Raw genomic sequence first — 21,639 nt, forward strand, 5'->3', positions numbered from 1 at the left:
TGAAGCCGCGCCGCTGTCGCGACCGCCGCGAGGGCCAGCTGCGCCGCGTGAAGCAGCGCCGCTGTCGCGACCGCCGCGAGGGCCAGCTGCGCTATCGCGATCCGCGCCGCCTCGCGCGGACTTCACGCGGATTGGCGCTTCGCCGCGCGCGATTGCCGAATCGTCGCGGCGCTCGACAGTGGTGCCAAGCGCGCGTTCGATATGCGCCATCGCTCCGCTGTCGCGTGCCGTCGTCAGCGTGACCGACATGCCTTCGTTGCCGGCGCGGCCAGTGCGGCCGATGCGGTGAATGTATGTTTCGGCATCTTGCGGAATATCGTAGTTGAACACGTGCGAGACGCCTTCAACGTCTAGACCGCGCGCTGCGACGTCTGTCGCGACGAGCACTTGAAGCTTCGCTTCGCGGAAACGTTTCATAACCTGCTCGCGCTTCGCTTGCGACAGATCGCCATGCAGTTCGTCGCTATCGATGCCGCGTTCTTGGAGCGCTTCGTTCAGCTTTTTGGCACGAATCTTCGTTCGGCAGAACACGACGGCGAGGTATGGGCGGTAACGTCCGATCAGCTCGACGAGCGTATCTTCTTTCCGGCGATCTGTCGTCTCAACAGCTACCTGCTTGATCGTGTCAACCGTTACCCGTTCTGGACGGATTCGAATATCATCGGGATTGTTCATGTATTCTGTGCCGAGCTTGCGGATCGCTTCCGGCATCGTGGCAGAGAACAGCATCGTCTGGCGGTTCTGTCTTGGCATCTGCGAAATGATCGATTCCACTTCGGTCAGAAAACCCATGTGCAGCATCTGGTCTGCTTCGTCGAGCACGAGCATTCGGATTTTGCCGAGTGAAACCGTCTCGCGGCGCAAATGATCAAGCAGCCGTCCCGGCGTTGCGACGATAATATGCGGTTCTTTATTTGCAAGCTTGCGGATTTGCGCTTCAACGTCTTGTCCGCCATATGCGGCCAGTACGGTTGCGCCTGCCGCTGGAGCAAGCTTCTTCATCTCTGCTGTAATTTGAATAGCCAGCTCCCGCGTCGGTGTGAGCACGAGCGCTTGCGTTTGGCTTTTTTGCGTATCGATACGTGCAAGCAACGGCAGGGCGAACGCAAGCGTTTTGCCCGTACCGGTCTGTGCTTGCACGATAACGTCCGTCCCTTTTAGCGCCTTCGGAATTGCTTGTTCCTGTACAGGCGTCGGCTTCGTGATGCCGTATGATTGTAGAACGCCAGACAGCTCTTCCGAGACGCCAAGCGACGTAAATGTAGTTGCCATTCCAAAACTCCTCTGTATGCGCGGCTCCATGCCGCCGATTATCCTATCCAGTATACCAGTAATAGGGGATAAACGCATCTTTCGGCCTATTCGACTCCACCAGCTTTATTCTGTCCGTGTTGTTATGGTATACTTTGTACGAACAAATGATCCCGTAAGTATGTTAATAAGATTTGAATGGAAGTAAGGAGACAGCGCAATGGCATTTGGCGTTAACCGACGCGAGCTGCAGGACTGGAAGCGTCAAGTTCAGATCGGCGAAATCGCCGTGATGACGCATTATTGGTATGACGAGCGGTTTCCCGGCAACCGGACGGTAACGAAGGTCGGCTGCAGCAATCTGCAGCGGCTAGCCGATTGGTGCAAGTTGCATGGATTGGATCCGAAGTACATTCATAAGCGCGAGCTTTATCCGCATTTTGACGTCATCGGCCCAAAGCAGCGAGAGGTGCTGGCACGAATGGGACGGCACGATTTGATCGATAAATTTCAGCTGTAGCTGCATCGAGATCGTTCAGCATAGAGCAACGCAGCGGAGACTTCTGGACAGAGGTCTCTTTGTTGTATTCTGACAGCCGGGCCTAGCATTCGAGACATCATTAAGGAGGGGCGATAGATGACCATTCAGCAAACAATTCTACATATTGACGATGAGCTTTCTGGCATCTTGCGAGATTACGAGGAGTGGTTTCGGCTAACGCCGGAGATGCTTCGGTTCAAGCCTCATGACCGCTGGAGTATTGAACAAATTTTGGAGCATGTGACGTTAACGAATCATTTTCTGCTTATTCTTATCCGGAAAGGGACAAGAAAGGCGAAAGATTCAGCGTTAAAGTCTGACCTTAATCAAGCGGTCTCGAACTACGAATACAATCTGGAGGCACTGGACCAAATTGCTCGGCATAATTCATTCAAATGGATAAGGCCGGAGCATATGGAGCCGAACGGTGAGAAATCGACTGCAGAAGTCAAATTGTTGCTGGAAGAGCAGATTGAGGAATGCCAACAAATGCTGCGTCAGTTGCCGAATGGCGAGGGGATTTTGTACAAGACAATGATGACCGTGAACAACCTCGGCAAGATCGACGTTTATCAATATCTTTATTTCTTATGCCTGCATGCGAGACGCCATATCTCTCAAATGCAAGGCGTAATGGAAGAGTACCGCAGATTTCACACTAGCCAATAGGAGGAACTTCCATTGAACCATACGCAATTCTGGGCACTGATTAAGCAATCGAAAGAGCATGGCGAAGAGCAGGTGGAATGGATAACGAATGAGCTGTGCAACAAAACCGTGGACGAAATTCTCGACTTCGAAATGGCGTTCGGCCAGTTTATGAAGCAGTCGTATACATCATCTTTATGGGGGGCGGCATTCGTCATTATGGGCGGGTGCTCCGATGATGGTTTCGATTATTTTAGAGGATGGCTCATTATTCAAGGGGAGCAAGTCTTCGATAAAGTACTGGCAGATCCTCAATATTTGGCGGAATATATCCTGGAGGTCAATCGGGAGGATGAGTTGATGCCTCAATGCGAGGAAGCATTGTCTGCTGCATTGGATGCCTATACCTATCTCAAGACTGGCGAATTGGCGTATGACGAAGACGTGCAGACCGAGTTCATGAATACATTAGAGGCGCGCGGCTATGATTATGCACATCCGGATATCGAGTTTGATTGGGAAGAAGACGATTTGCCGGGGAAGTATCCGATCTTATGGGAGAAGTTCGGAGATGAACCGCTAACCTGATATGCGGTTCCTATGCAATAGGGCAATATCGATATCGGGGAAGGATGGGTTGACGATGAGAAGAGTGACGGTTGTCTATTCGCTCATTCTGGATGAGACGAAGCAGAAAGTACTGATGGTACGTAATAGAGACCGAGACAGCTGGTCGCTGCCGGGCGGCGCCGTTGAAGACGGAGAGTCGCTGGAACAGGCGGCGGTCCGGGAGGCGAAAGAAGAGACGGGGCTCGATGTTCGAGTTTTTGGCATAACGGCAGTCAATGAAGCGATGCTGGAGATTTACGAAGAACATGTGATATTCATTACGTTCAGGGCGGCAATCGTCGGAGGCAGCGAGGAGATCGTCAGACCGGACGAGATCAGTGACATTCAATGGATCGATCTGACCGAGGCGGACCGTTTATATCCCTACTATAAGGAAGGCTTTAGGGAAATCGTCCGGAACAATAGAGAAGTCAGCTATCATAATGAGGGACGAGTGAAAAGTTAAAGCCGGATCATAAAGAAGTCAGCAGTTTCCTAACATACATTAAACATGGTACATTCTAGGTAATAGATGGCGAAGTCGAACAGACCTCGTCATTTTTTGTAAAATGAGACGGTGACCGAGGTGCGAGAATGAGTGCAACATTGCCATCCATAGAGCTGGCCAACGAGATAGAACGGTCTGAGATCGAATATATGACAGACCGTATGACTGCCATCCAGAGCAGACCAGACAATCCGGAAGGAATCGAAATCGAGACGTTCGGCAACGCGGTTGCATTATACAGTCGAACGATGCCTTGGGCGACGTTTAATACGGTCAAAGGCTTAACGGACCGCGACATCGATTATATCGAACCGATTCTCGAATTCTATCGGCAGAGAGACCGTAAAGTTCAATTCGAAATTATCCCGTCTCTGACGGACCATAGTGTACTGAACCGATTATCCGAGCTCGGCTTGTATCAGGCGGGTTTCCATTGCTCGTTGGTTGCGCAACCTAGCGTGCTGGAGTCATCGCGGGACACCATCCGAATCGAAGAACTGCCGGAAGATCAATTCGAGCAGTATGCGACGATACATTGCAGAGGGACCGGCTTGCCCGATGACGGGATTCCGTATGTGGCGCAGAATAACAAGGTGTTGCATGGCCGTCCGGGATGGAAGTTTTATATCGCCTATGTGAATGAGTCTCCGGCGGCTGTAAGCGTGATGTATATCCAATCAGAGAAAGCGTCTTTAACGTTCGCTGCTACGTTGCCGCAGTTTCGAAATCTAGGATTGCACCAACAGCTTCTGCAACGAAGAATAACGGACGCCTATCATAGCGGCTGTAGGCTGGTCGTGGGACAATGCGCCTTTTTGTCCCAAAGCCATCGCAATATGGAGTCTGCCGGAATGAAATTAGGCTACGTCAGAACGTCATGGACGGAGAAGTAATGTCAGTCGGCATCATAATGATTTATTGAAGGCTATTAAAATCTAATAATTACGTACAGCATGAGATGCTAAGAGAAGGAAGCGGACTATCCATGACTACAAATTATGCGACCTTATTAAGGGTGCCGACGATTGAGGAATATCGGGCAATTTGTGACGCTGTAGGGTGGCAGGACTATATGAATTTCGAGGCAGCAGAGCAGTCTTTGGACAAGTCTTTATTCGGAGTCGTCATTCAGCATGAGAACGAGGCGGTTGGGATGGGCCGGGTCGTTGGTGACGGACATATTTACTTCTACATTCAAGATATTGCCGTCAAGCCGGAGCATCAGAACCAAGGCATCGGGCAATTGATTATGTCGGCAATCGTTGATTATTTGCAAAACAACGCTCCGGAGAAATCGTTCGTCGGATTGTTCGCATCGGAAGGCAAAGAGCCGTTCTATAACAAATACGGGTTTCAAGCGCATAGCGGCATGACAGGGATGTTCGGGGTTGTACTCGATAAGGAGATCAAGTGACGGATGGAGTGGGCGGATGAAGAAGCGATATAGACTGTTGCTCTCACTTGCAGTCATCTGTGTCATTGCTTCATTGATTGTAAGCTCCGTTTTTTATAACCGCTATACGGAATACAAGAAAATGAACAACCAAACTTACGAGAACCTAATGAGCAGTGTCTATAGTTACGGATTGGAGATTCCAGCGACCAAAATCGATGCGATCGTTCAGTTAATCAAGCTTAACTCTCCTGAAGCGAGAGAAGGAATCGAAACGTGGATACTAGAAATCGCTTCGGATTATAGTGTAGCCCAGAACGCGGCCGCCTTATTGGAGCCATTCATCAGTGATGATGAGGGCAATCCAGGTTCCCCTGTCCAGATGTACCGTTTCTTTGGTGATCTAAAGTCGCTTCTGCTGGACATGGTTCGGACAGAAGACGATTTGGAACAATGGAAGCAGATCGGGTTGGAGCTTAGCGACATCATGACCTCGTTAAAAACAAATTTGGATAAGCAAAAACTTGCAGATGCATCTGATGCGGCACAGCAGTGGAATGAGGCCATCCATCAACTGAAACAACGATATTCGGATACCTACATTCTGCAGCACATCATCCGTTGACCAATGTCAGGATGAAGTTTTTAAGGGGAGAGGAGCATACATATGGCAAATTCAAATAAGCCTGTCGGTCTAACGCAATCTGCTGGATATCAAGCAGGCGTAAGAAGAACGTTCCCGCTGCCACTGGAAGAGGCCTGGCATCTTATTATTTCCCCAGAAGGGATAAGTCTGTGGCTGGGCAGCACGGCGTTAACTGAGCTGCGGGTTGGCGAGCAATATACGACAGGCGAAGGGATTTCGGGAGAGATTCGGGTGGTCAATCATGCCGAGAATATTCGAATGACCTGGAAGCCGGAGAATTGGGATAAGCCGTCGACTTTACAAATTCGGACGATAGCAAGCGGCAGCAATAAAACGACGATCAGCTTTCATCAAGAGAACTTACCGGACGCGGCGGTACGGGAAGAGATGATAGCAAGATGGGGGCAAGTGCTTGCTGACTTGAAATCAGCAATTGGATAACAGCAAAATTTAGATGAATACAAATGAGGGGAGATGCCCATGAAAATATTGATCGTATCCGATGAGGAATCCAAGTACATTTGGGATTATTTTGACCGGGAACGATTTAAGGACATCGACCTCATTATTTCTTGCGGCGACATGAAGCTTCGTATCTATCATTCCTTGTCAGTATGATTCCTGTTCCGCTGCTGTATGTGCACGGCAATCATGATCTGACCTATATTACGGCGCCTCCCGAAGGATGCGAATGTATTGAAGACCGGTTAATCACGTACCGCGGCATCCGCATATTGGGGCTTGGCGGGAGCCATAGGTACAGCCCCGGCGCACATCAATATTCGGAACCGCAAATGAAACGGCGAATTGCCCGATTAAAGCTGAAGCTGTGGCGAAGCCGTGGAGTGGACATTGTTGTCACGCATGCTCCAGCTTTCCAGATTGGCGACGGAGATGACGTGTGTCATCGAGGGTTTCAATGCTTCGTCGATCTGATCGACCGTTACAAACCGAAATATATGTTTCATGGGCACCAGCATTTGAATTATGGAAATGGACAGCGGATATATCAACGGCATGATACGAAGATCATGAATGCGTTTGGTTATTTTATTGTCGAGTATTGAGATTTGAACCAAGTGTTCTAACTTAGGAGTTGTAGAGATGGAAAACGTCCGGTTAGTTAAGCCTGCAGTAGATTTGCAGAACGAATATATGGATTTCTATCAGGAGTGGAAGGATAGCGGTGAAGATATGGTGCCGTGGGTCATTAGCCAAGATCCTTCTGATTTTCCGGCGATGGTTCAATTTCTGTTCAATAACGAGAAGGAAGAGAACTTGCCTGAAGGGTGGGTTCCGGATTCCACCTACTGGCTGGTCGAAGGCAGCGGGAAGGTCGTTGGAGCGGTCAACATTAGGCATCGGCTGACGGAGAAGTTGTTGAACAGCGGCGGTCATATTGGCTATGGAATTCGTCCTTCGGCAAGAAGAAAAGGGTACGCAACGAAGCTGCTCGCACAAGCATTGGACATTACGAAACAGTTAGGCATCACGAAGGTGCTTGTTGTATGTGACGAGAGCAATACCGCTTCAGCGAGAACGATCGTGCTTAACGGCGGCATACAAGATGCTAGCTTCACAGAAGAAAGCGGCAATGTCATCAACCGATTTTGGATCGAGAACGAATAGCAGAAGACAAGGGAGAATGATTCTAATCATGCAGCCTCCAGAACTTAATGAGATTATACAGAAAGCTCAACAACTGCGGTTCACAATGAACTGTGATATAGAAACCGGCCAGTTGCTTCGTACGCTCGCAAGTTCCAAGAGAGCGGGGACATTCTTGGAGTTGGGAACTGGAGCAGGTGCCTCAATAACGTGGATATTGGAAGGTATGGACTCTCAGTCTCGGCTGGTGTCTGTCGAAATGGATGATTCCATTCAGAGCATCGCCCGTTCGATTATTAAGGATGAGCGTGTTGAGTTTGTAACGGAGGACGGCTCCATATTTATTGAACAGAATAAAGGAAAGAAGTTTGACCTTATCTTCGCCGACACGTGGCCAGGGAAGTTCTATCATTTAGAAGAGGCGCTGGAGATGGTGGCTGAAGGAGGATTCTATATCATTGATGATTTGAATCCTGTCGATTCATGGAGCCTGGGTCATGGAGATAAGGTGCAGAGCTTACGGATGAAGATGAGGGGTCTGCATGATTTTCGAATCGTTGAACTGAATTGGTCGACGGGGCTAATCGTTGCCACAAGAAGGACAAAGTAAGGACGGCCGATGAATGAGAATCATCTTTTTAGATATTGATGGCGTTCTAAATACCGATCGGGCAGTCCGGCTGCGCCAACTTCATGAACAGGCCGACATAAATTTCGATGCCGAGGCGATGAAGAACTTACAAGAGCTTATTGACGCCACGGATGCCTATGTTGTAATTAGCTCGACCTGGAGAATTCACTACAATACGGAGAATCGATTGTGGACAGAGCTGATTCGAAACTTTATGCAATATGGCTTGGAGCATCGAATTATAGGGATAACCCCTGTTCTTGACTCTAACCTGCAACCGTCGACGCGTTGGAGAGAAATCGAGAGCTGGCTTAGAAATTATCTGGATGGGCATATCCAATCCTTTGTCATTGTGGATGATGAATGGGAGATGGGGCCTTATACGAGGACTCATTTCCTGAAGTGCCAAGGATATCGCGGGATTACAACAGAAGTAAAGGATAAAGCTATTCAAATTCTAGGTACGGTAAGAGATAAGTAATCTATATTTTATATGAAATTTATGCTAAATATTAGTGTTTTGTGGTAGATTCAATACAAAATCTGCTAATAGGGGCGTACTAGAATGGAACAATGGGAATATAAAACGATCAAGTTAAAAACGGGCGGTTTTATGGGCGGCAAGGTTAACGAAGAACTGCTGGAGCAGGAGTTGAACATTTACGGATTCGAGGGCTGGGAGCTCGCTTCTTGCTTCGATACGAGCAGTTATCAAGGCCAATCGCGGGAAGTCATTATCGTTTTCAAAAGAAGAAAACAGTAGTTGAACGTAATGGCAACAATCCATACAACAATGTCCGCCGACCCGCAGTTGGAGAAGCTAATGGAAATCGTCATGAGGAACGAGGTTATTTATGATTTTCTGCTTCGTATTGACCAGCTGCCGCTCCGTAACTACTTTATTGGTGCAGGATGCATCACGCAGACGATATGGAATGATTTGAGCGGGTATCCGCTATGTCACGGAATCAAAGATGTTGATGTTGTCTATTATGATGCCAACGACATAACATCCGAGGGTGAAGCGGGCATCCGAACGATGCTGGCAGACGCATTTCCGGATTTTCCGCTTAAGCTGGATGTCAAAAATCAAGCGAGAGTGCATATGTGGTACAAGGAACGTTTTGGCTACGAAATCCCGCCTTACTCTTCATTGGAGAGCGCGATCGATACATGGCCGACGACAGCAACCGCACTCGGACTTCGTATTGTGAAAGACGAATGGCAATTGTACGCCCCGTTCGGACTTGCCGACCTGTTCAACCGAGTCGTTAGACCGAATAAAATACAAATCACGCAGCAAATCTACGAGAAGAAAGTAAACCAATGGATAGCGATATGGAACGAATTGATAATCGTACCTTGGCTACAATCTGGTGAGTACGCTGATGGATAATAACCTTTGCACCGAGAGGGAATCGAAAATGAGCCATTCATGGTTTGAAATGCATGATATCGATGCGAGTCTGTTGAAGTACGTTATTCTCTTTGCCGAATACGGGAATCAGTTGATCCTTATTCGCCATCGGGAGCGTGCCGTCTGGGAGCTTCCAGGAGGTAAGATCGAAGCAGGAGAATCCATTCATGAAGCGGCGGGCAGGGAATTGTACGAAGAGAGCGGCGCTATTGATTTCTCGCTGACGCCGATTGGAATATATGAGCTGAACGGGACCTATGGCGCCGTACTGCATGCCAAGGTCGACCAGCTAGGCCCGCTGCCGGAGAGCGAAATCGCGGAAGTGCGTTTAAACGAAGGCTTGCCTATTGGTTTAAATTACGGAGACATCTACTACGATATGTACGACAGATGGTTAGCTTTCAAGGCACGGCAAGTCCAATACCCATCAACTAAGAGTAACGAATAGGAGAGCTGAGAGTACATGAAGCTTCAAGAAGTATCCGTCCAAGTGCAGCTATCGAATAACGATTTGCGTAATTTCCAAATGTCCACCCTGTGCAGGCAAGCGTTCATATGGGTATATGCAGTGCTGCTTGTCGGCTCGATCAGTTACATCGTTTATAGCGCGGTCAACAATCAGATCGAAGATGTGCCGATGATGGCGTGGATCATTATGTTCGTCGGACTTGCACTATTGCTAACCCTATTCACGACGATGCAGAAGGCGAAGAAAAGCCGTTTTCTGAAAGAGATCAAGACGTATACGGTAACCGACGAGACAGTCAAGATGGAATCGGAATCGTTGGCTGCAAATTTGAAATGGGAAGATTTTGTGAAATACCTTAAGACGAAGCAGGCCATTTATTTATATATGAATGCCAATTCTGCTCACGTGCTGCCCGTCCGCGATCTGTCCGGCGAGGAGATCCAATTCATCGTCGAATTAGCAAAAGCGAAAATAAAGAGAAAGAGCAGATGGACAAGCCTCGGCTTCCGCTTCTTGTTTTATATTCTTATATTCTTAATTACAGTGGGGCTCATGCAATATTTGACGCGATAAATAAGGATGTGTAGGGGGATCGAACCGTGAAATATGAATTCCACCGCGAATGGTTGACGAAGAAGTTCGAAGAAATTCGGAGACGCTTGCTGAAAGCGATCGATCAGCTTAACGAGCAACAGTTGAACTGGGTGCCGAGCGCATCGGTTCAGAGCATTCCTTCTATTCTCCGTCACATTGAAGATAACATTATGATTCGGGTTAGAAACAGTATTTTGCTAGAGGAGCTGGCGTGTGATAGAAGAAGCCTGCTGGAACAAGCGCACATGACGAAGGAAGAGGCCATTGATTTGGTGGACCGCAACATGCTTCTCATTATCAATGTGCTCAATGATGTATCCGATGAGACATTGGAGCAGCTGCAAGAGGTAAGAGGCAAGCTGCGTTCCAATCTCGATATGCTTCATCAGTGTGCGGCGCACTATTCGGAGCATATGGGACAAGTATTTTATTTAGCCAAATTAAGTCTGGGAGATTCCTATCATACGACGTCGGTATAGGTAGTCATGACCTTGAAAGGAGCATAAACATATGTTCGGTATCGAGCATTATCCGTTATTTCTCTTGTCAGGCATTTTGCTTAATATAACGCCCGGAAGCGATACGATCTATATTTTGGGACGTACGATGTCGCAAGGCAGAAGCGCGGGCATGATGTCAGTTCTAGGCATCGTGTCTGGCGCAGTCGCACATACGATGTTTGCGGCAGCAGGACTCTCGATTATTCTAATGAAATCAGCTGCTCTGTTCCAAGTGATGAAGTGGGCCGGAGCTGGTTATTTAATTTACCTGGGGATACGGTCGATTCTGGCTAAACCGGTGTCAGGTGTGAATCTTGAAGACGCGGAGCGGACGAAGCTAAGGCGGATATATGTGCAAGGCTTCCTTACCAATTTATTAAACCCCAAAGTTGCCTTGTTTTATTTAGCATTTCTGCCGCAGTTCATACAAGCGAACAATGATTATGGGGCACTGCCTTTCTTTATACTTGGGCTTACGTTTATTACCACAGGAACGCTGTGGTGTATGTTGCTGGTGATCGGTTCGGATCTGATGTCTCGAAGGCTTCGTAAGAGCAGTCTCTCGTCCGTGCTGAACAAGGCTTCCGGCGTTATTTTTATTGGTCTGGGCATTCAACTATTGCGTGCGAATCGAGGCTGATGTCGTGAGATGTTGAATCATGAATTAATCTTTGACAGCTCAGAGACGTTGATTGCCAGGGAGCTTCGTCCGTTGAAGGGAAAGCAATCTCCCTTCTTTTTCTATTCCAATCGTTTGAATAGAGGAAAAAGATGGGTAAAAAGCTGAATAACAGGAGCTTGGTTATGACAGCGGATGAGTTTATTACGGACAATCACGCTTTAATGATGTATCAGCCTTTTCTAGAACCAAGCAAGACGACCGCCAATGAGACAGGAGAAATAAAGCCCAATGACGACAACGAAAGTGAAAGCGATCTATTTTGACTTTGACGGAGTACTAACGTTGGATGCGACCGGTTCAAAGACGACTTGCATCTATTTAAGCAAGGCTACGAGCATTCCATTTGATGAAGTGATGACGGCGTACCGTTCATTCAATAAAGATATGCTTCTCGGCGAGAAATCGCACGCCGACATCTGGGGAGAGCTTGGCACGATGCTGCAGGGCAAGCTGGAGGAACAGCATCTGAATGAATCGTTCGAAAGCACGCCGATGAATACGGACATGCTGGCGCTGGCTCGCGATCTGAAGGAGCAAGGCTTCAAGCTTGGTATTATAACGGACAATAAGAAGGACCGGATGGAATATTTGCGTGCTTTTCACCTTCTGGATCATATTTTCGATACGATTGTGGTGTCGGCGGAAGTGGGTTCCAATAAACATCACCGTCAAATCTTCGATATCGCGCTAGGCAAGCTTCATGCGGCGCCGCATGAAAGCATTTTTATCGATAACAATGAAGGCAATCTTGTTGTTCCAAGGGAGATTGGGATGGCAGGGATTTATCATGACGATCAGGCTAATGACGTCGAAGCGATTCGACGTCAGTTAAAGTCGCTGATCAGCGAAGAGTTATTCGGATGAAAGAGCTGCTTGAGAAGATAGAAGAGACGAGAGAACAGCTATTGGCCGAAATCCTGCCGCTGAGCAGCGATCAGCTTAATCGAAAGTTACAGCTCGGAAGATGGAGTGTTGCTCAAACATGCCGTCATTTGGTATTGACTGAGCTGTTGTTTACGGAGGCGATCGCTGCGGGACTTCGAAGCGAGCCTTCAGCAAGCATAGAACGGAAGCCGATTGAGCTGGTGCTGGATAAGTCTAAGAAGCTGGAGAGCCCAGACATCGCGAAGCCGGAGGAAAGCGATTTTAGCTTGGATGAATTGACTGCTATGCTTGTTCAAGCGAGGGGCAAGCTGCTGCAGTTGCTTCTCACGGTCAAGGATTCTTCCATTTTGTATGAGCGACATAGCAGGCATGTGTTCTTTAAGGATCTAGCTTTATATCAATGGGTAGAATTGTTGGCGCTGCATGAACAGCGGCATATCGATCAAATTAAAAGATTGCTGGACGATATGAGTGAATGATCGATTAATTGGAGCGATGCCTAATGATGATTTCCTATCAATCAGGAACGAATTTATTCCAGTATCGGGCGGCGAGCATTCTGATCCATAACGGCCGAATCTTGCTTCAGCGGACCGAGAGCAATGAACGCTGGTATATTCCCGGCGGTCGTGTGGAATACAATGAAACGGCTGAGCAAACGGTTGAGAGGGAACTGGGCGAGGAGTTCGGCGTGACCAGCGTTAGCAAGCAGCTCGTCTGGATCGTTGAAAACTTTGTGCAGTTTCCCGACAGGAACGTACACGAAATCGGGATGTTCTTTGTTGTGCGGTTAGCGGAGGGACATCCGTTGTACGAGCAGGAAGGCGATTTTGACGGTACGGAAGAAGGTTTTGTAAATCGGTGGATTCCATTGGAGAAGCTTGATGGCTGCACCGTTGTCCCTGAGTTTGTCGTTCCTGAATTAAGAGGATTAAACATGTCGGCAGGGATCAAGTCGATCATTAGCCGATCCGTGCGATAATAGTTTCATTGAGGAGCGTATTCATGAATAACATCACATCGGTTATTCCGCACCGCTATCCGTTTCTAATGGTAGACCGGGTGCTGGAGACAGAGCCTGGCCGGTGGGCCAGAGGGTACAAAAACGTGTCATGGAACGAATGGTACATCACGGAGCAGAACAGCAGCATGCCGAGCACGATGATTATTGAAGCACTGGCTCAGTTGGGCGCGTTCGCAGCCATTAGCGAAGGAGGCGGTCTGGGGTTCTTGTCTTCTTTGAATGGGGTTGAAGTATCGGGTGTGGCTCGTCCTGGTGACAGGGTCGATCTTTATTACGAGGTGAAGAAGAATAAGCGGGGATTCGTCGTAGGCATCGGAGAAGCTTCAATCGAGGGGCAAGTCATTATACGCGTGCAAGAGTTAATGATTTATTTGCAAAATCAGGAGAGGACGTAACCGTCATTCGGCATCGTCCACGCTTATTTATAGTTCACCATTAGGCACTTCATAGAATGGAGTGCTTTTTTGATACACCTGATTGAAAGTCATTCATTACCTTAAATTATGTCTAAACTAGTTTCCCGCTCTGCAGAGCAGTTGTATAATCATGGAATAAGATGCAGGCTGCGGGTAGAGCAGACATCACCATTCTCGCCGAGAATCGCAGTTTGATAGAGAAGGCGGTGGCTCCCGAAAATGGTTGTAACGATTGCAGTCATCATTGTGCTGTGTATTTTTCTAGGGCTTGCAGGTCTATCGATTGATGCTAAACGCAAAGCAGGCAAAGTCGATTTACGGTTGGATTACAGCCATTACAATAACAGATTGATCCTATTTTTACTTTTTGTTTCGATGATGATTTGGCTCATCGGCATCGTTCAGGATAGGCAACTGAGTGTTCTGATTTTATTGATCACACCACTTCAGATTTTTGTATATAATCCTGTTTATTTGGGGGAGAAAGGCATCAAGGTCGGGCATGCGTTCATCGCGAGAGGCAGTCTGCTCGGATACCGGAGAACTGAAGATGCAAAGCGAATTACGGTTGAATTGTTCGTTGAAGGAAGGCCGAAGCCGATTAAGGCCGGCATTTACCAGCCGAAGCGGGAAGAAGAGATGATGCAAGCGCTCGAGCAGTATTTTAACAGGAGTAACGGTGAGTTTGCCGGGAATGAGAGAGGAAGATGAAGGCATGGATTTGTTGCGGTATCCGCTCGGCCGATTCGAATCGCTCGTAGAAGTTACAGCAGAAGAAAGGCTGAACTTCATTCAGCAAGTGCCTGAGCTTGCCAAGCAATTGCGGGCAATGGTGAGCGGGTTATCTCACGAGCAGTTGCAGACGCCTTACCGGGGGGGCGGCTGGACGATTCAGCAAGTTGTTCATCATATGGCGGACAACGATATGAATGCGGTACATCGATTCAAAAGAGCGTTGACGGAGGATGCGCCGTTAGCCAGTTCTTATCGTGAGGACAGCTGGGCGGAGCTGGACGATTATTTGAGGGTGCCGGTCTCTGTATCGTTGTCGCTGCTCGAAGCGCTTCACTGCCGATTCTATGTGGTGTTGTCTAGTATGAACGATAACGGCTTCGGCCGGACGCTTACGACACAACTGCTCGGCTCGATTACACTCGATACCGCTCTTCAACGGTTTGTGTGGCATAATCGCCATCACATGGCACAGATTCAGTCGCTAATTGAGCGTAGCGGTTGGAGCAGTACATCATGACCGCACTGCACGATAGAGACGGATCTACGTTGCATATTACGGCAATGGATACGAAGCTGTTGGAGCAAGCGGCTGCTATGCGCGGGCCGGTCATTGTCTCTCGCGGCCGGATTCATTCCTTGTCGATCCCGCTGGTTGGGCATGACGGCATTCCGGTCAAACATGAGGTGGAGTTCGAACGACGTTTACTTTGAACATTAGCGGCTATGCGGACCAATACCATTAGAGATAACATAACATCAGATTAAGGGGGCAGCTGCAATGTGGATTGGGACGCTGCTTGGCGCGGTGACGATCGTCGTTCTTCATTTTATACCTTATCGATTGAGGAATGAGCTGTACGGAAGTTTATTGGTAGGGATAGCAGGCATCTATGTCGGGTTCGCGATTAACGACGGAAGACCGTCGGCGGTCTGGATTGAAGGACTTGCGGCGATCGTGTTTCTCGTGTTCACCATGACAGGTCGCCATCTCTCCGTTTATTGGATTGGAATCGGTTATATGCTGCATGGATTATGGGACTACGCACACGATACGATCCTTGTCGATACGCAAGTGACTTCCGGATATCCGTCATTTTGCGGCATCTACGATGTCATCATCGGTGTATATATTGTGGCTGCTGTATTCATGAAGAACAGGGCCGCAACCTATAGGAGGAGCGAATGAACCTGCAATTCGATGGTAAAACATTTCGCAGCACCAGCAGTACGAGCAACGGAGAAGTAAATGAAGCGACACTTTTCCGATACTGGCAGAACGGCGATATCGTCTGGGCGGAATACGACGGCGGCGGAATTCGGCAAGGCCATCTGCTGGGCGTCATTCGCGAGGATGGCACGCTCGATGCCCGCTATCATCACGTGAACGAAGCCGGAGAGCTGATGACGGGCATTTGCAAGACCGTTCCGGAGCTGCTGCCAAGCGGCAAGCTTCGGTTGCATGAATCTTGGCAGTGGACGTGCAGAGACCACTCTGCCGGGCAATCGGTCGTCGAAGAGATTGGAATGGAAGATGACTAATCATCCTTTTACAGGATGAATGAAGGAGCTCGATGCTTATGTCAACAGGACATTATATAGTGACTGGATCTTCAAGAGGCATTGGCGAACAGCTGTCGAGGCTGCTGCTTGGGCAAGGGAATTTCGTATACGGTATTTCCCGAGGAATACCGGAGTCGCTGAAGGCCTTCCCGAACTATCGGCATATCTCATTCGATCTGAACCGTACCGGCGAGTTGGAGAGCATGCTGCAATCCGTTATCGATTCGATACCAGCCCAGGACGAGGGAATGATTGGTTTGATAAATAATGCTGCGATGCTCGAACCACTGCAGATGGTTGACCAATGCTCGACTGCTGAGATTGAGAGAAGTCTGCAAATCACTCTTGCGGCACCGATTATACTAAGCGCCAGCTTTATTAGGCTGACCGAAGGACGTCCCGTTCGGAAGAAAATCGTCAATGTGTCATCGGGCTCTGCCACTTATCCGGCACCAGCGATGAGCATCTATTGTGCTGCGAAGTCAGGGATCAATATGTTCACTCGATGCATTGGAGCCGAGCAAGCGAATCGGCCGGGAGGCGTCGAGGTTATTGCTGTCGATCCCGGTATGGTCGATACGGAAATGCAGCAGCTGGCACGCAGCCTGCCGGACGATTCATTCCCGATGGCTGCTTTTTTTAGACAGGCGCACGAACAGGGACAGTTATATTCGGCTGAGCAGCTTGGGGAGCGGCTAATGGCGGCAATTGAGCAACGTTATGAACCAGGGGAACTGGTAAAGCTGTAATCGGCAGACATCACACATAGAGGGAGCAACCGCAATGAATCTCGCAAACCGAATTACAATGGTTCGTATTATGCTGATTCCTTTGTTAATGGTCGTCTTGCAGCCCTATCCTCAATGGTTGGCGGACAAGTGGACCGTGTTCCATCATTTGAACGAGTACGGATTGTATTATGGGGCCGTTCTATTCTTATTGACTGCAGCGACGGATAAACTGGACGGATACGTAGCCCGCAAATACAACATGGTTACGAATCTCGGCAAGCTGCTCGATCCGCTTGCGGACAAGCTTCTGATTACGGTGGCGCTCATCATGCTTGTTCATATCGATCTGGTGTCCAGCTGGGTTGCCGTCATCATAATCGGCCGCGAAATCGTCATCACCGCCATCCGCATCGTTGCTTCTTCGATGGGGATTGCACTTGCTGCGGACAAGCTGGGCAAGCTCAAAATGGTATTGCAAGTTGCTGCGATTACAGCCGTTCTTCTGTCCGGCGATATTGGGCAGTACCTGTCACCGCTGCCGGTCGACCGTTTGTTGATGGGAGCGGCCGTTCTATTAACGATTTATTCCGGTTGGAATTATATTCAAATGAATTACAAGAGACTGCAATTGAATTTGTAGACGAAGGAGTGAGCGCATATGAATCCAATAACGGTGCACACAGCAGGGGCCGATCATTTGGAGGAGTTAGCGGTCATGAACAAGCAGTTGATCGAGGATGAGCAGCACGACAACCCGATGAATATCGAGCAGCTCCAAGCGCGGATGGCAGGGTTCATTGAAGGCCATTATTCAGCCTACTTATTCAAGCAGGACGGAGAACTGCGGGGCTATGCGCTTGTCGATCATGCAAGAAAGTCGCTTTATTTGCGGCAATTTTTTATTATGCGGGAATCGAGAAGAGGCGGGCTTGGCACGCTCGCTTTCACGGCTTTATTGAACCATCTGGGAACTGGTCAAATCGATATCGAAGTGATGTTCTGGAATGAAAGAGGGTACCGGTTCTGGCGATCGCTCGGTTTTCAAGAACGGAGCTTCTATATGCGGTTGGACGGAGCTCAAGTTGGACAGGACAGATAGGAGTGTACATCGTTGAATAATAGCAAGAACAAGAACAAGAACACGATTATTGTACTGAACGGAACTTCTAGCTCTGGTAAAACGACGTTATCGAACGAGCTGCTTGCATCTCTCGCAGAGCCCTATCTTTATATGTCCGTCGATCATGCTTTAGCAGGAGTTAACGACATGCTGAGCAGGATGTACGGCGCACATCTGTCACAGGACGACATCCGGAAGATCGAGCACGAAGAGTGGATCGAGCAGCCGGCGATATCGCTGTTCCACCATACGATTGGGGCAGTGGCCAAGCTCGGCCGCAGTGCGGTTGTCGATCATGTCATGATCGACTCGAGTTGGCTTGCGGAATTAACGAAGCTGCTGCACGAATCCTATGCGTATCTGATCGGCGTTCGCTGCCCGCTCGAAGAGCTGGCCCGCCGAGAGCAAGCGCGGGGCGACCGGCCGATCGGGCTCGCTGCCGCGCAATACTCGATCGTACACCGCTCGGCGGTATACGATCTGGAAGTGGATACGAGCGTTGCCTCGGCTGAACAATGCGCGGATGCCATCTTGCAGCATATAGCGGAGAACGAGCCGAGAGCGCTTCGTGAACTGCGGGAACGCCATACGGAGCAATGACCGCCGCACGAATGAAAGTTAAGGCTCGAAGCCCTGCTGGCTGATATACAGTTCTTCTTCCGCAAATAGCCGCTTGAATTGGTCGTATACCGTTCGATAGGCTGTCGGTCCATACCATTGTTCAAGTCCAAGCTGCTCGTATAACGATTCGATACCTAATCTTCGCGTCCGTTTGCCGCCGCTTCCGTCCCCCATCCAATAATCGTCTATACATACCCGGCTTACGATAGGACGCAGCAGCTCAGCAAAGTTCCCGCTGCAAGGAAGCATAGGAGCAACGGCTGCCTGGACCGGAACGCCGGCTTCGGCTAGATCTCTCAGTGCCTGAAGTCTCGCCTGAATGGGGGGAGCGCCTGGCGTGAACGATTTGCGGATGTGCTCAAGATCCGTTTCGACCGTCATACTGACACGCACCTGGCTGCCGAATCGAAGCAGGATGTCAATGTCGCGGCGAACGAGAGGACTGCGGGTTTGCACGAGCAGGAATTGCGGGCGTTCCTCCGCCATAACCTCTAGCAAGGAACGTGTAATCTGTTCCTTATGTTCAATCGGCTGGTACGGGTCCGTACTGGACGACATGAATACGGTGACAGGTCCTTTGGATTTGGCCTTCCGAAGCTCGGCTTGCAGAAGCTCTGCCGCTTCTTGTTTAATATCGACCCAGCTGCCCCACTCATCACCGCGGAACAACGAGACCGGCATTTGGCGGACGTAGCAATACGAGCAGCCGAATGTGCAGCCGGTATACGGATTGAGCGAATGAGTATAGCCGGCAAGAAAGCCGGTTCCCTTGTTCAACAGCGTCTTCGGCCGCTTATATTCATATACGGTCTTCGTCATAGGCTGACTCGCCTGCTCTCTCAAGCTGGAGCAGCGCGGTCTTCATCGGAAGTCCGCCGCGGTAGCCGGTCAGTGTTCCGTTCTTGCCGATGACGCGGTGGCAAGGGACGGTAATTAAAACCGGATTTGCCCCGATTGCACTGCCGACTGCACGAACGGCTGACGGTTTATTCAATTGCAAGGCGATATCGGAATAGGATGCGGTAGATCCGTAAGGAATTCGGCACAACGCTTCCCACACCGCTGTCTGGAACGGTGTTCCCTGGCAGTCAAGCGGGAGGGAGAATTCACGGCGTTGTCCGTCGATATACTCCATGAGCTCCTTCTCATAAGGCTGGAGTTTCACGACATCGTGAACAAGCTCGCTCCCGGGCATGCGGGAGGCGGCCCACTGCGCCATCTCTTCGAACGGCTGTCCGTTCGACCCGACATAGCTAAGTCCATCCTCTGTGGCAGCGAGATGAAGGTTCCAACCGTCATGCTGGATGACCGTCCAGTAGAGAGTTGGCTTTCGTTTAGAGCGGTTGTCAGTCATTGTAAGGCTCCTTTCGTGTGACTTGCATTTGCCGGTATTCCGCGGGCGTTTGTGCAGTCATCTTTTTGAACCAAGTGATAAAATAGGATGTATTCGGCATGCCGGCAAGTCGGCCGACCTCGGCAGCGGAATGCTGAGTCTCGGCAAGCAGCGCCTTCGCCTTCTGCAGCCGAAGCTGCCGGATATAGGCAAGAGGGGTGAGGCCCTTCAGCCGTTTGAACGTCCGTTGGAGATGATAAGGGCTCCCGTGGAAAAATGCGGAAAGTCGCTCTAACGTGATTTCTTCCGTATAATGGAGATCAATATAGTGCGTTATGCTCTCTATCCACTCTTCGTCAGGCAACCGCAGTCCTGCTGGCTTGCACCGTTTGCACGGGCGGTAACCGGCGGAGGCAGCATGTTCTGCCGTACGGTAAAGATTGACGTTCGTTCGGCTTGGCGGTCTTGATTTGCATGACGGTCTGCAGAAGATGCCTGTCGACTTGACGGCATAGAACCATTGTCCGTCATAGGCGGTATCGTTCTGGACTATTGCATTCCATTCGAGCTCGGTCAGCTCGAGTGCGGTGCTTCGTTGTTCCGTTATGGTTCTATTCGGCATGGTGTTCACCTCTACGACCAGTATAAACCGAATTCGGACCGGTTGTACGGAATCTAGAACGAAAGCGCAAGATTGTGAATGGGTATGATTTGATTTAATAATGGTAATTGTGGTTACTTCTGAGTATGCAATAGTCGAAACGATACATATTAATGAGATGATTGTCGTGTCCGATCGCATTCGAGTGACGACCGGTTCACCATGGGAACCGGTCGTCGGTTATTGCCGGGCGATCCGCGTTGGCAATATTGTTGAAGTAGCGGGAACGACTGCGATGCAAGACGGTGAGGTCGTAGGCAAGGGCAATCCGTATGAGCAGGCGAGATTTGCGCTGGAGACGATTGAATCGGCGCTTAAGCGGGTCGGGGCCTCAATGTCCGACGTCGTGCGGACACGGATGTTCGTTACTGACATTAGCCGCTGGGAGGAGATCGGCCGGGCGCATGGCGAATATTTTCGGGATATACGTCCGGTTGCAACGATGGTGGAAGTGAAAGCGCTAATCGATCCGGATCTGCTCGTGGAAATCGAGGTTCAGGCGATAATCACGGATTCGGCGGAATAAACTCTAACTTTACAGAAAATTCAAGCAGCATGAGAAGGGGGCTCGTATGGATGACAGGAGCGAAAAAATCGGTACGCAGAGCGTATATAACAGATGCGCCTGACTTGGTTCGGCTGAATGAAGCGTTTAACGGTGTGCGCATGACGGAGGAAGAAGTTCGGGACAGCTTGCTGCGCTCGAATGAACTCGTTGCGATTGCACTGCTGGATGAGCATCCGGCTGCCTTTGCTTGCGCCCAATATTTCGAATCATTCTGTTACCGGGAGCGCCACGGCGAATTGACGGAAATGTTCGTCGAACCAAGCGCCCGCGGGCAGGGGCTAGCTTCCATGTTAATGGCACATATGGAGGAAGAGCTTCGTACAAGAGGCGTTAACCATATCAAAGTACTGACAGGCGCCGACAACGATATCGCGATTAAAGCGTATGAGCGGTTCCTATATGCCCGTAAGAACGAAGCGGTGCTGATGAAAAATATTACCCCGTCTCCGTCTGAAGGCTCCGGCCAAGACTAGAGTCTGCTGAAGAGG

General features: G+C 49.5%; 39 protein-coding genes. 35 read left to right on the forward strand and 4 right to left on the reverse strand.

Features of this window, described 5'->3' with window-relative positions:
- Positions 1-1,272: DEAD/DEAH box helicase (locus tag PKO01S_RS14815; protein WP_164779617.1), on the reverse strand; the 1,272-nt coding region annotated here is incomplete at its 3' end.
- 199 nt (positions 1,273-1,471) lie between these two features.
- On the opposite strand from PKO01S_RS14815, the gene PKO01S_RS14820 reads away from it, so the two are divergent.
- The 33 genes from PKO01S_RS14820 (at position 1,472) to PKO01S_RS14970 (ending at position 18,568) form a co-directional block, all read left to right on the forward strand.
- Positions 1,472-1,771 (forward strand): hypothetical protein, encoded by a 300-nt coding sequence (locus tag PKO01S_RS14820; RefSeq protein ID WP_127532140.1) that lies wholly within the window; start codon positions 1,472-1,474, stop codon positions 1,769-1,771.
- 117 nt (positions 1,772-1,888) lie between these two features.
- The gene (locus PKO01S_RS14825) at positions 1,889-2,461 is read left to right on the forward strand and encodes a DinB family protein (RefSeq protein ID WP_127532142.1); all 573 of its coding nucleotides are present in this window, start codon (positions 1,889-1,891) and stop codon (positions 2,459-2,461) included.
- Positions 2,462-2,473: 12 nt separating this feature from the next.
- Positions 2,474-3,028, forward strand: a complete 555-nt coding sequence (locus tag PKO01S_RS14830; RefSeq protein WP_127532143.1) for a DUF4240 domain-containing protein — start codon at positions 2,474-2,476, stop codon at positions 3,026-3,028.
- 55 nt (positions 3,029-3,083) lie between these two features.
- Positions 3,084-3,515: an NUDIX hydrolase gene (locus PKO01S_RS14835; RefSeq protein WP_127532145.1), complete on the forward strand. Its 432-nt coding sequence runs from the start codon at positions 3,084-3,086 to the stop codon at positions 3,513-3,515.
- 128 nt (positions 3,516-3,643) lie between these two features.
- Complete coding sequence (locus PKO01S_RS14840; RefSeq protein ID WP_127532147.1) at positions 3,644-4,450, forward strand: GNAT family N-acetyltransferase; 807 nt, start codon at positions 3,644-3,646, stop codon at positions 4,448-4,450.
- A gap of 92 nt (positions 4,451-4,542) precedes the next feature.
- Entirely contained in the window at positions 4,543-4,971 is a 429-nt protein-coding gene (locus tag PKO01S_RS14845) for a GNAT family N-acetyltransferase (RefSeq protein WP_127532149.1), read from the forward strand.
- Between the two features lie 16 nt (positions 4,972-4,987).
- A complete protein-coding gene (locus PKO01S_RS14850; RefSeq protein WP_127532151.1) occupies positions 4,988-5,575 on the forward strand; it encodes a hypothetical protein in 588 nt (195 codons plus the stop codon).
- A 42-nt stretch (positions 5,576-5,617) separates the two neighbouring features.
- A complete protein-coding gene (locus PKO01S_RS14855; RefSeq protein WP_127532153.1) occupies positions 5,618-6,037 on the forward strand; it encodes an SRPBCC family protein in 420 nt (139 codons plus the stop codon).
- Positions 6,038-6,076: 39 nt separating this feature from the next.
- Positions 6,077-6,214 carry a hypothetical protein gene (locus PKO01S_RS29120; RefSeq protein ID WP_218031481.1) on the forward strand — a complete coding sequence of 46 codons (138 nt, stop codon included), beginning with the start codon at positions 6,077-6,079 and terminating at the stop codon, positions 6,212-6,214.
- Complete coding sequence (locus PKO01S_RS14860) at positions 6,211-6,663, forward strand: metallophosphoesterase family protein (protein WP_218031482.1); 453 nt, start codon at positions 6,211-6,213, stop codon at positions 6,661-6,663. The genes PKO01S_RS29120 and PKO01S_RS14860 overlap by 4 nt, the downstream gene beginning before the upstream one ends.
- 37 nt (positions 6,664-6,700) lie before the next feature.
- Positions 6,701-7,225, forward strand: coding sequence for a GNAT family N-acetyltransferase (locus PKO01S_RS14865; protein WP_127532154.1), 525 nt, complete (start codon positions 6,701-6,703; stop codon positions 7,223-7,225).
- 16 nt (positions 7,226-7,241) lie between these two features.
- Positions 7,242-7,814 (forward strand): O-methyltransferase, encoded by a 573-nt coding sequence (locus PKO01S_RS14870; RefSeq protein WP_127532156.1) that lies wholly within the window; start codon positions 7,242-7,244, stop codon positions 7,812-7,814.
- A 13-nt stretch (positions 7,815-7,827) separates the two neighbouring features.
- Positions 7,828-8,316 (forward strand): HAD domain-containing protein, encoded by a 489-nt coding sequence (locus PKO01S_RS14875; protein ID WP_127532157.1) that lies wholly within the window; start codon positions 7,828-7,830, stop codon positions 8,314-8,316.
- Positions 8,317-8,400: 84 nt separating this feature from the next.
- Positions 8,401-8,598, forward strand: coding sequence for a DUF4177 domain-containing protein (locus PKO01S_RS14880; RefSeq protein ID WP_127532159.1), 198 nt, complete (start codon positions 8,401-8,403; stop codon positions 8,596-8,598).
- 9 nt (positions 8,599-8,607) lie between these two features.
- Positions 8,608-9,231: a nucleotidyltransferase family protein gene (locus PKO01S_RS14885; protein WP_127532318.1), complete on the forward strand. Its 624-nt coding sequence runs from the start codon at positions 8,608-8,610 to the stop codon at positions 9,229-9,231.
- 28 nt (positions 9,232-9,259) lie between these two features.
- Positions 9,260-9,700, forward strand: a complete 441-nt coding sequence (locus tag PKO01S_RS14890) for an NUDIX hydrolase (RefSeq protein WP_164779618.1) — start codon at positions 9,260-9,262, stop codon at positions 9,698-9,700.
- 15 nt (positions 9,701-9,715) lie between these two features.
- A complete protein-coding gene (locus tag PKO01S_RS14895; RefSeq protein ID WP_127532162.1) occupies positions 9,716-10,294 on the forward strand; it encodes a YcxB family protein in 579 nt (192 codons plus the stop codon).
- A gap of 26 nt (positions 10,295-10,320) precedes the next feature.
- Positions 10,321-10,794 carry a DUF1572 family protein gene (locus tag PKO01S_RS14900; RefSeq protein WP_127532164.1) on the forward strand — a complete coding sequence of 158 codons (474 nt, stop codon included), beginning with the start codon at positions 10,321-10,323 and terminating at the stop codon, positions 10,792-10,794.
- Positions 10,795-10,825: 31 nt separating this feature from the next.
- Positions 10,826-11,455 carry a LysE family translocator gene (locus tag PKO01S_RS14905; protein ID WP_127532166.1) on the forward strand — a complete coding sequence of 210 codons (630 nt, stop codon included), beginning with the start codon at positions 10,826-10,828 and terminating at the stop codon, positions 11,453-11,455.
- A gap of 164 nt (positions 11,456-11,619) precedes the next feature.
- Complete coding sequence (locus tag PKO01S_RS28810; RefSeq protein WP_164779619.1) at positions 11,620-11,760, forward strand: hypothetical protein; 141 nt, start codon at positions 11,620-11,622, stop codon at positions 11,758-11,760.
- Positions 11,726-12,361, forward strand: a complete 636-nt coding sequence (locus PKO01S_RS14910; protein ID WP_127532168.1) for an HAD hydrolase-like protein — start codon at positions 11,726-11,728, stop codon at positions 12,359-12,361. The genes PKO01S_RS28810 and PKO01S_RS14910 overlap by 35 nt, the downstream gene beginning before the upstream one ends.
- Entirely contained in the window at positions 12,358-12,861 is a 504-nt protein-coding gene (locus tag PKO01S_RS14915; protein ID WP_127532169.1) for a DinB family protein, read from the forward strand. Before PKO01S_RS14910 ends, PKO01S_RS14915 begins: the two co-directional genes overlap by 4 nt.
- A gap of 23 nt (positions 12,862-12,884) precedes the next feature.
- Positions 12,885-13,364 carry an NUDIX hydrolase gene (locus PKO01S_RS14920; RefSeq protein WP_127532171.1) on the forward strand — a complete coding sequence of 160 codons (480 nt, stop codon included), beginning with the start codon at positions 12,885-12,887 and terminating at the stop codon, positions 13,362-13,364.
- A 23-nt stretch (positions 13,365-13,387) separates the two neighbouring features.
- Complete coding sequence (locus PKO01S_RS14925; RefSeq protein WP_127532173.1) at positions 13,388-13,801, forward strand: 3-hydroxyacyl-ACP dehydratase FabZ family protein; 414 nt, start codon at positions 13,388-13,390, stop codon at positions 13,799-13,801.
- A gap of 240 nt (positions 13,802-14,041) precedes the next feature.
- Entirely contained in the window at positions 14,042-14,533 is a 492-nt protein-coding gene (locus tag PKO01S_RS14930) for a hypothetical protein (RefSeq protein ID WP_127532175.1), read from the forward strand.
- Between the two features lie 4 nt (positions 14,534-14,537).
- A complete protein-coding gene (locus PKO01S_RS14935; RefSeq protein ID WP_127532177.1) occupies positions 14,538-15,074 on the forward strand; it encodes a YfiT family bacillithiol transferase in 537 nt (178 codons plus the stop codon).
- Complete coding sequence (locus tag PKO01S_RS14940; RefSeq protein WP_127532178.1) at positions 15,071-15,268, forward strand: hypothetical protein; 198 nt, start codon at positions 15,071-15,073, stop codon at positions 15,266-15,268. Before PKO01S_RS14935 ends, PKO01S_RS14940 begins: the two co-directional genes overlap by 4 nt.
- Positions 15,269-15,335: 67 nt before the next feature.
- Positions 15,336-15,743: a DUF6010 family protein gene (locus PKO01S_RS14945; RefSeq protein WP_127532180.1), complete on the forward strand. Its 408-nt coding sequence runs from the start codon at positions 15,336-15,338 to the stop codon at positions 15,741-15,743.
- Positions 15,740-16,096, forward strand: coding sequence for a n-acetylglutamate synthase (locus PKO01S_RS14950; RefSeq protein WP_127532182.1), 357 nt, complete (start codon positions 15,740-15,742; stop codon positions 16,094-16,096). The genes PKO01S_RS14945 and PKO01S_RS14950 overlap by 4 nt, the downstream gene beginning before the upstream one ends.
- Before the next feature lie 38 nt (positions 16,097-16,134).
- Entirely contained in the window at positions 16,135-16,866 is a 732-nt protein-coding gene (locus tag PKO01S_RS14955; RefSeq protein ID WP_127532183.1) for an SDR family NAD(P)-dependent oxidoreductase, read from the forward strand.
- Between the two features lie 34 nt (positions 16,867-16,900).
- Positions 16,901-17,488 carry a CDP-diacylglycerol--glycerol-3-phosphate 3-phosphatidyltransferase gene (gene pgsA, locus PKO01S_RS14960; protein ID WP_127532185.1) on the forward strand — a complete coding sequence of 196 codons (588 nt, stop codon included), beginning with the start codon at positions 16,901-16,903 and terminating at the stop codon, positions 17,486-17,488.
- 18 nt (positions 17,489-17,506) lie between these two features.
- Positions 17,507-17,947, forward strand: a complete 441-nt coding sequence (locus tag PKO01S_RS14965; protein ID WP_127532187.1) for a GNAT family N-acetyltransferase — start codon at positions 17,507-17,509, stop codon at positions 17,945-17,947.
- A gap of 12 nt (positions 17,948-17,959) precedes the next feature.
- Positions 17,960-18,568, forward strand: coding sequence for a chloramphenicol phosphotransferase CPT family protein (locus tag PKO01S_RS14970; protein ID WP_127532189.1), 609 nt, complete (start codon positions 17,960-17,962; stop codon positions 18,566-18,568).
- Between the two features lie 18 nt (positions 18,569-18,586).
- Here PKO01S_RS14970 and PKO01S_RS14975 read toward each other — a convergent pair whose 3' ends face one another.
- From PKO01S_RS14975 to PKO01S_RS14985, 3 genes are read right to left on the reverse strand one after another with little or no spacing between them, the layout of a single operon-like run.
- Positions 18,587-19,408 (reverse strand): SPL family radical SAM protein, encoded by an 822-nt coding sequence (locus PKO01S_RS14975; RefSeq protein WP_127532191.1) that lies wholly within the window; start codon positions 19,406-19,408, stop codon positions 18,587-18,589.
- Positions 19,389-19,943 (reverse strand): methylated-DNA--[protein]-cysteine S-methyltransferase, encoded by a 555-nt coding sequence (locus PKO01S_RS14980; protein WP_127532192.1) that lies wholly within the window; start codon positions 19,941-19,943, stop codon positions 19,389-19,391. Before PKO01S_RS14980 ends, PKO01S_RS14975 begins: the two co-directional genes overlap by 20 nt.
- Positions 19,936-20,544 (reverse strand): bifunctional transcriptional activator/DNA repair enzyme AdaA, encoded by a 609-nt coding sequence (locus tag PKO01S_RS14985; RefSeq protein WP_127532194.1) that lies wholly within the window; start codon positions 20,542-20,544, stop codon positions 19,936-19,938. Before PKO01S_RS14985 ends, PKO01S_RS14980 begins: the two co-directional genes overlap by 8 nt.
- Before the next feature lie 166 nt (positions 20,545-20,710).
- On the opposite strand from PKO01S_RS14985, the gene PKO01S_RS14990 reads away from it, so the two are divergent.
- Together PKO01S_RS14990 and PKO01S_RS14995 are read left to right on the forward strand one after the other, a co-directional pair.
- Positions 20,711-21,109 carry a RidA family protein gene (locus tag PKO01S_RS14990; protein ID WP_127532195.1) on the forward strand — a complete coding sequence of 133 codons (399 nt, stop codon included), beginning with the start codon at positions 20,711-20,713 and terminating at the stop codon, positions 21,107-21,109.
- 50 nt (positions 21,110-21,159) lie between these two features.
- Positions 21,160-21,624: a GNAT family N-acetyltransferase gene (locus PKO01S_RS14995; protein ID WP_127532197.1), complete on the forward strand. Its 465-nt coding sequence runs from the start codon at positions 21,160-21,162 to the stop codon at positions 21,622-21,624.
- Positions 21,625-21,639 lie beyond the last annotated feature (15 nt).

The organism is Paenibacillus kobensis NBRC 15729 (assembly GCF_004000825.1).
Taxonomy (GTDB): domain Bacteria; phylum Bacillota; class Bacilli; order Paenibacillales; family Paenibacillaceae; genus Paenibacillus_T; species Paenibacillus_T kobensis.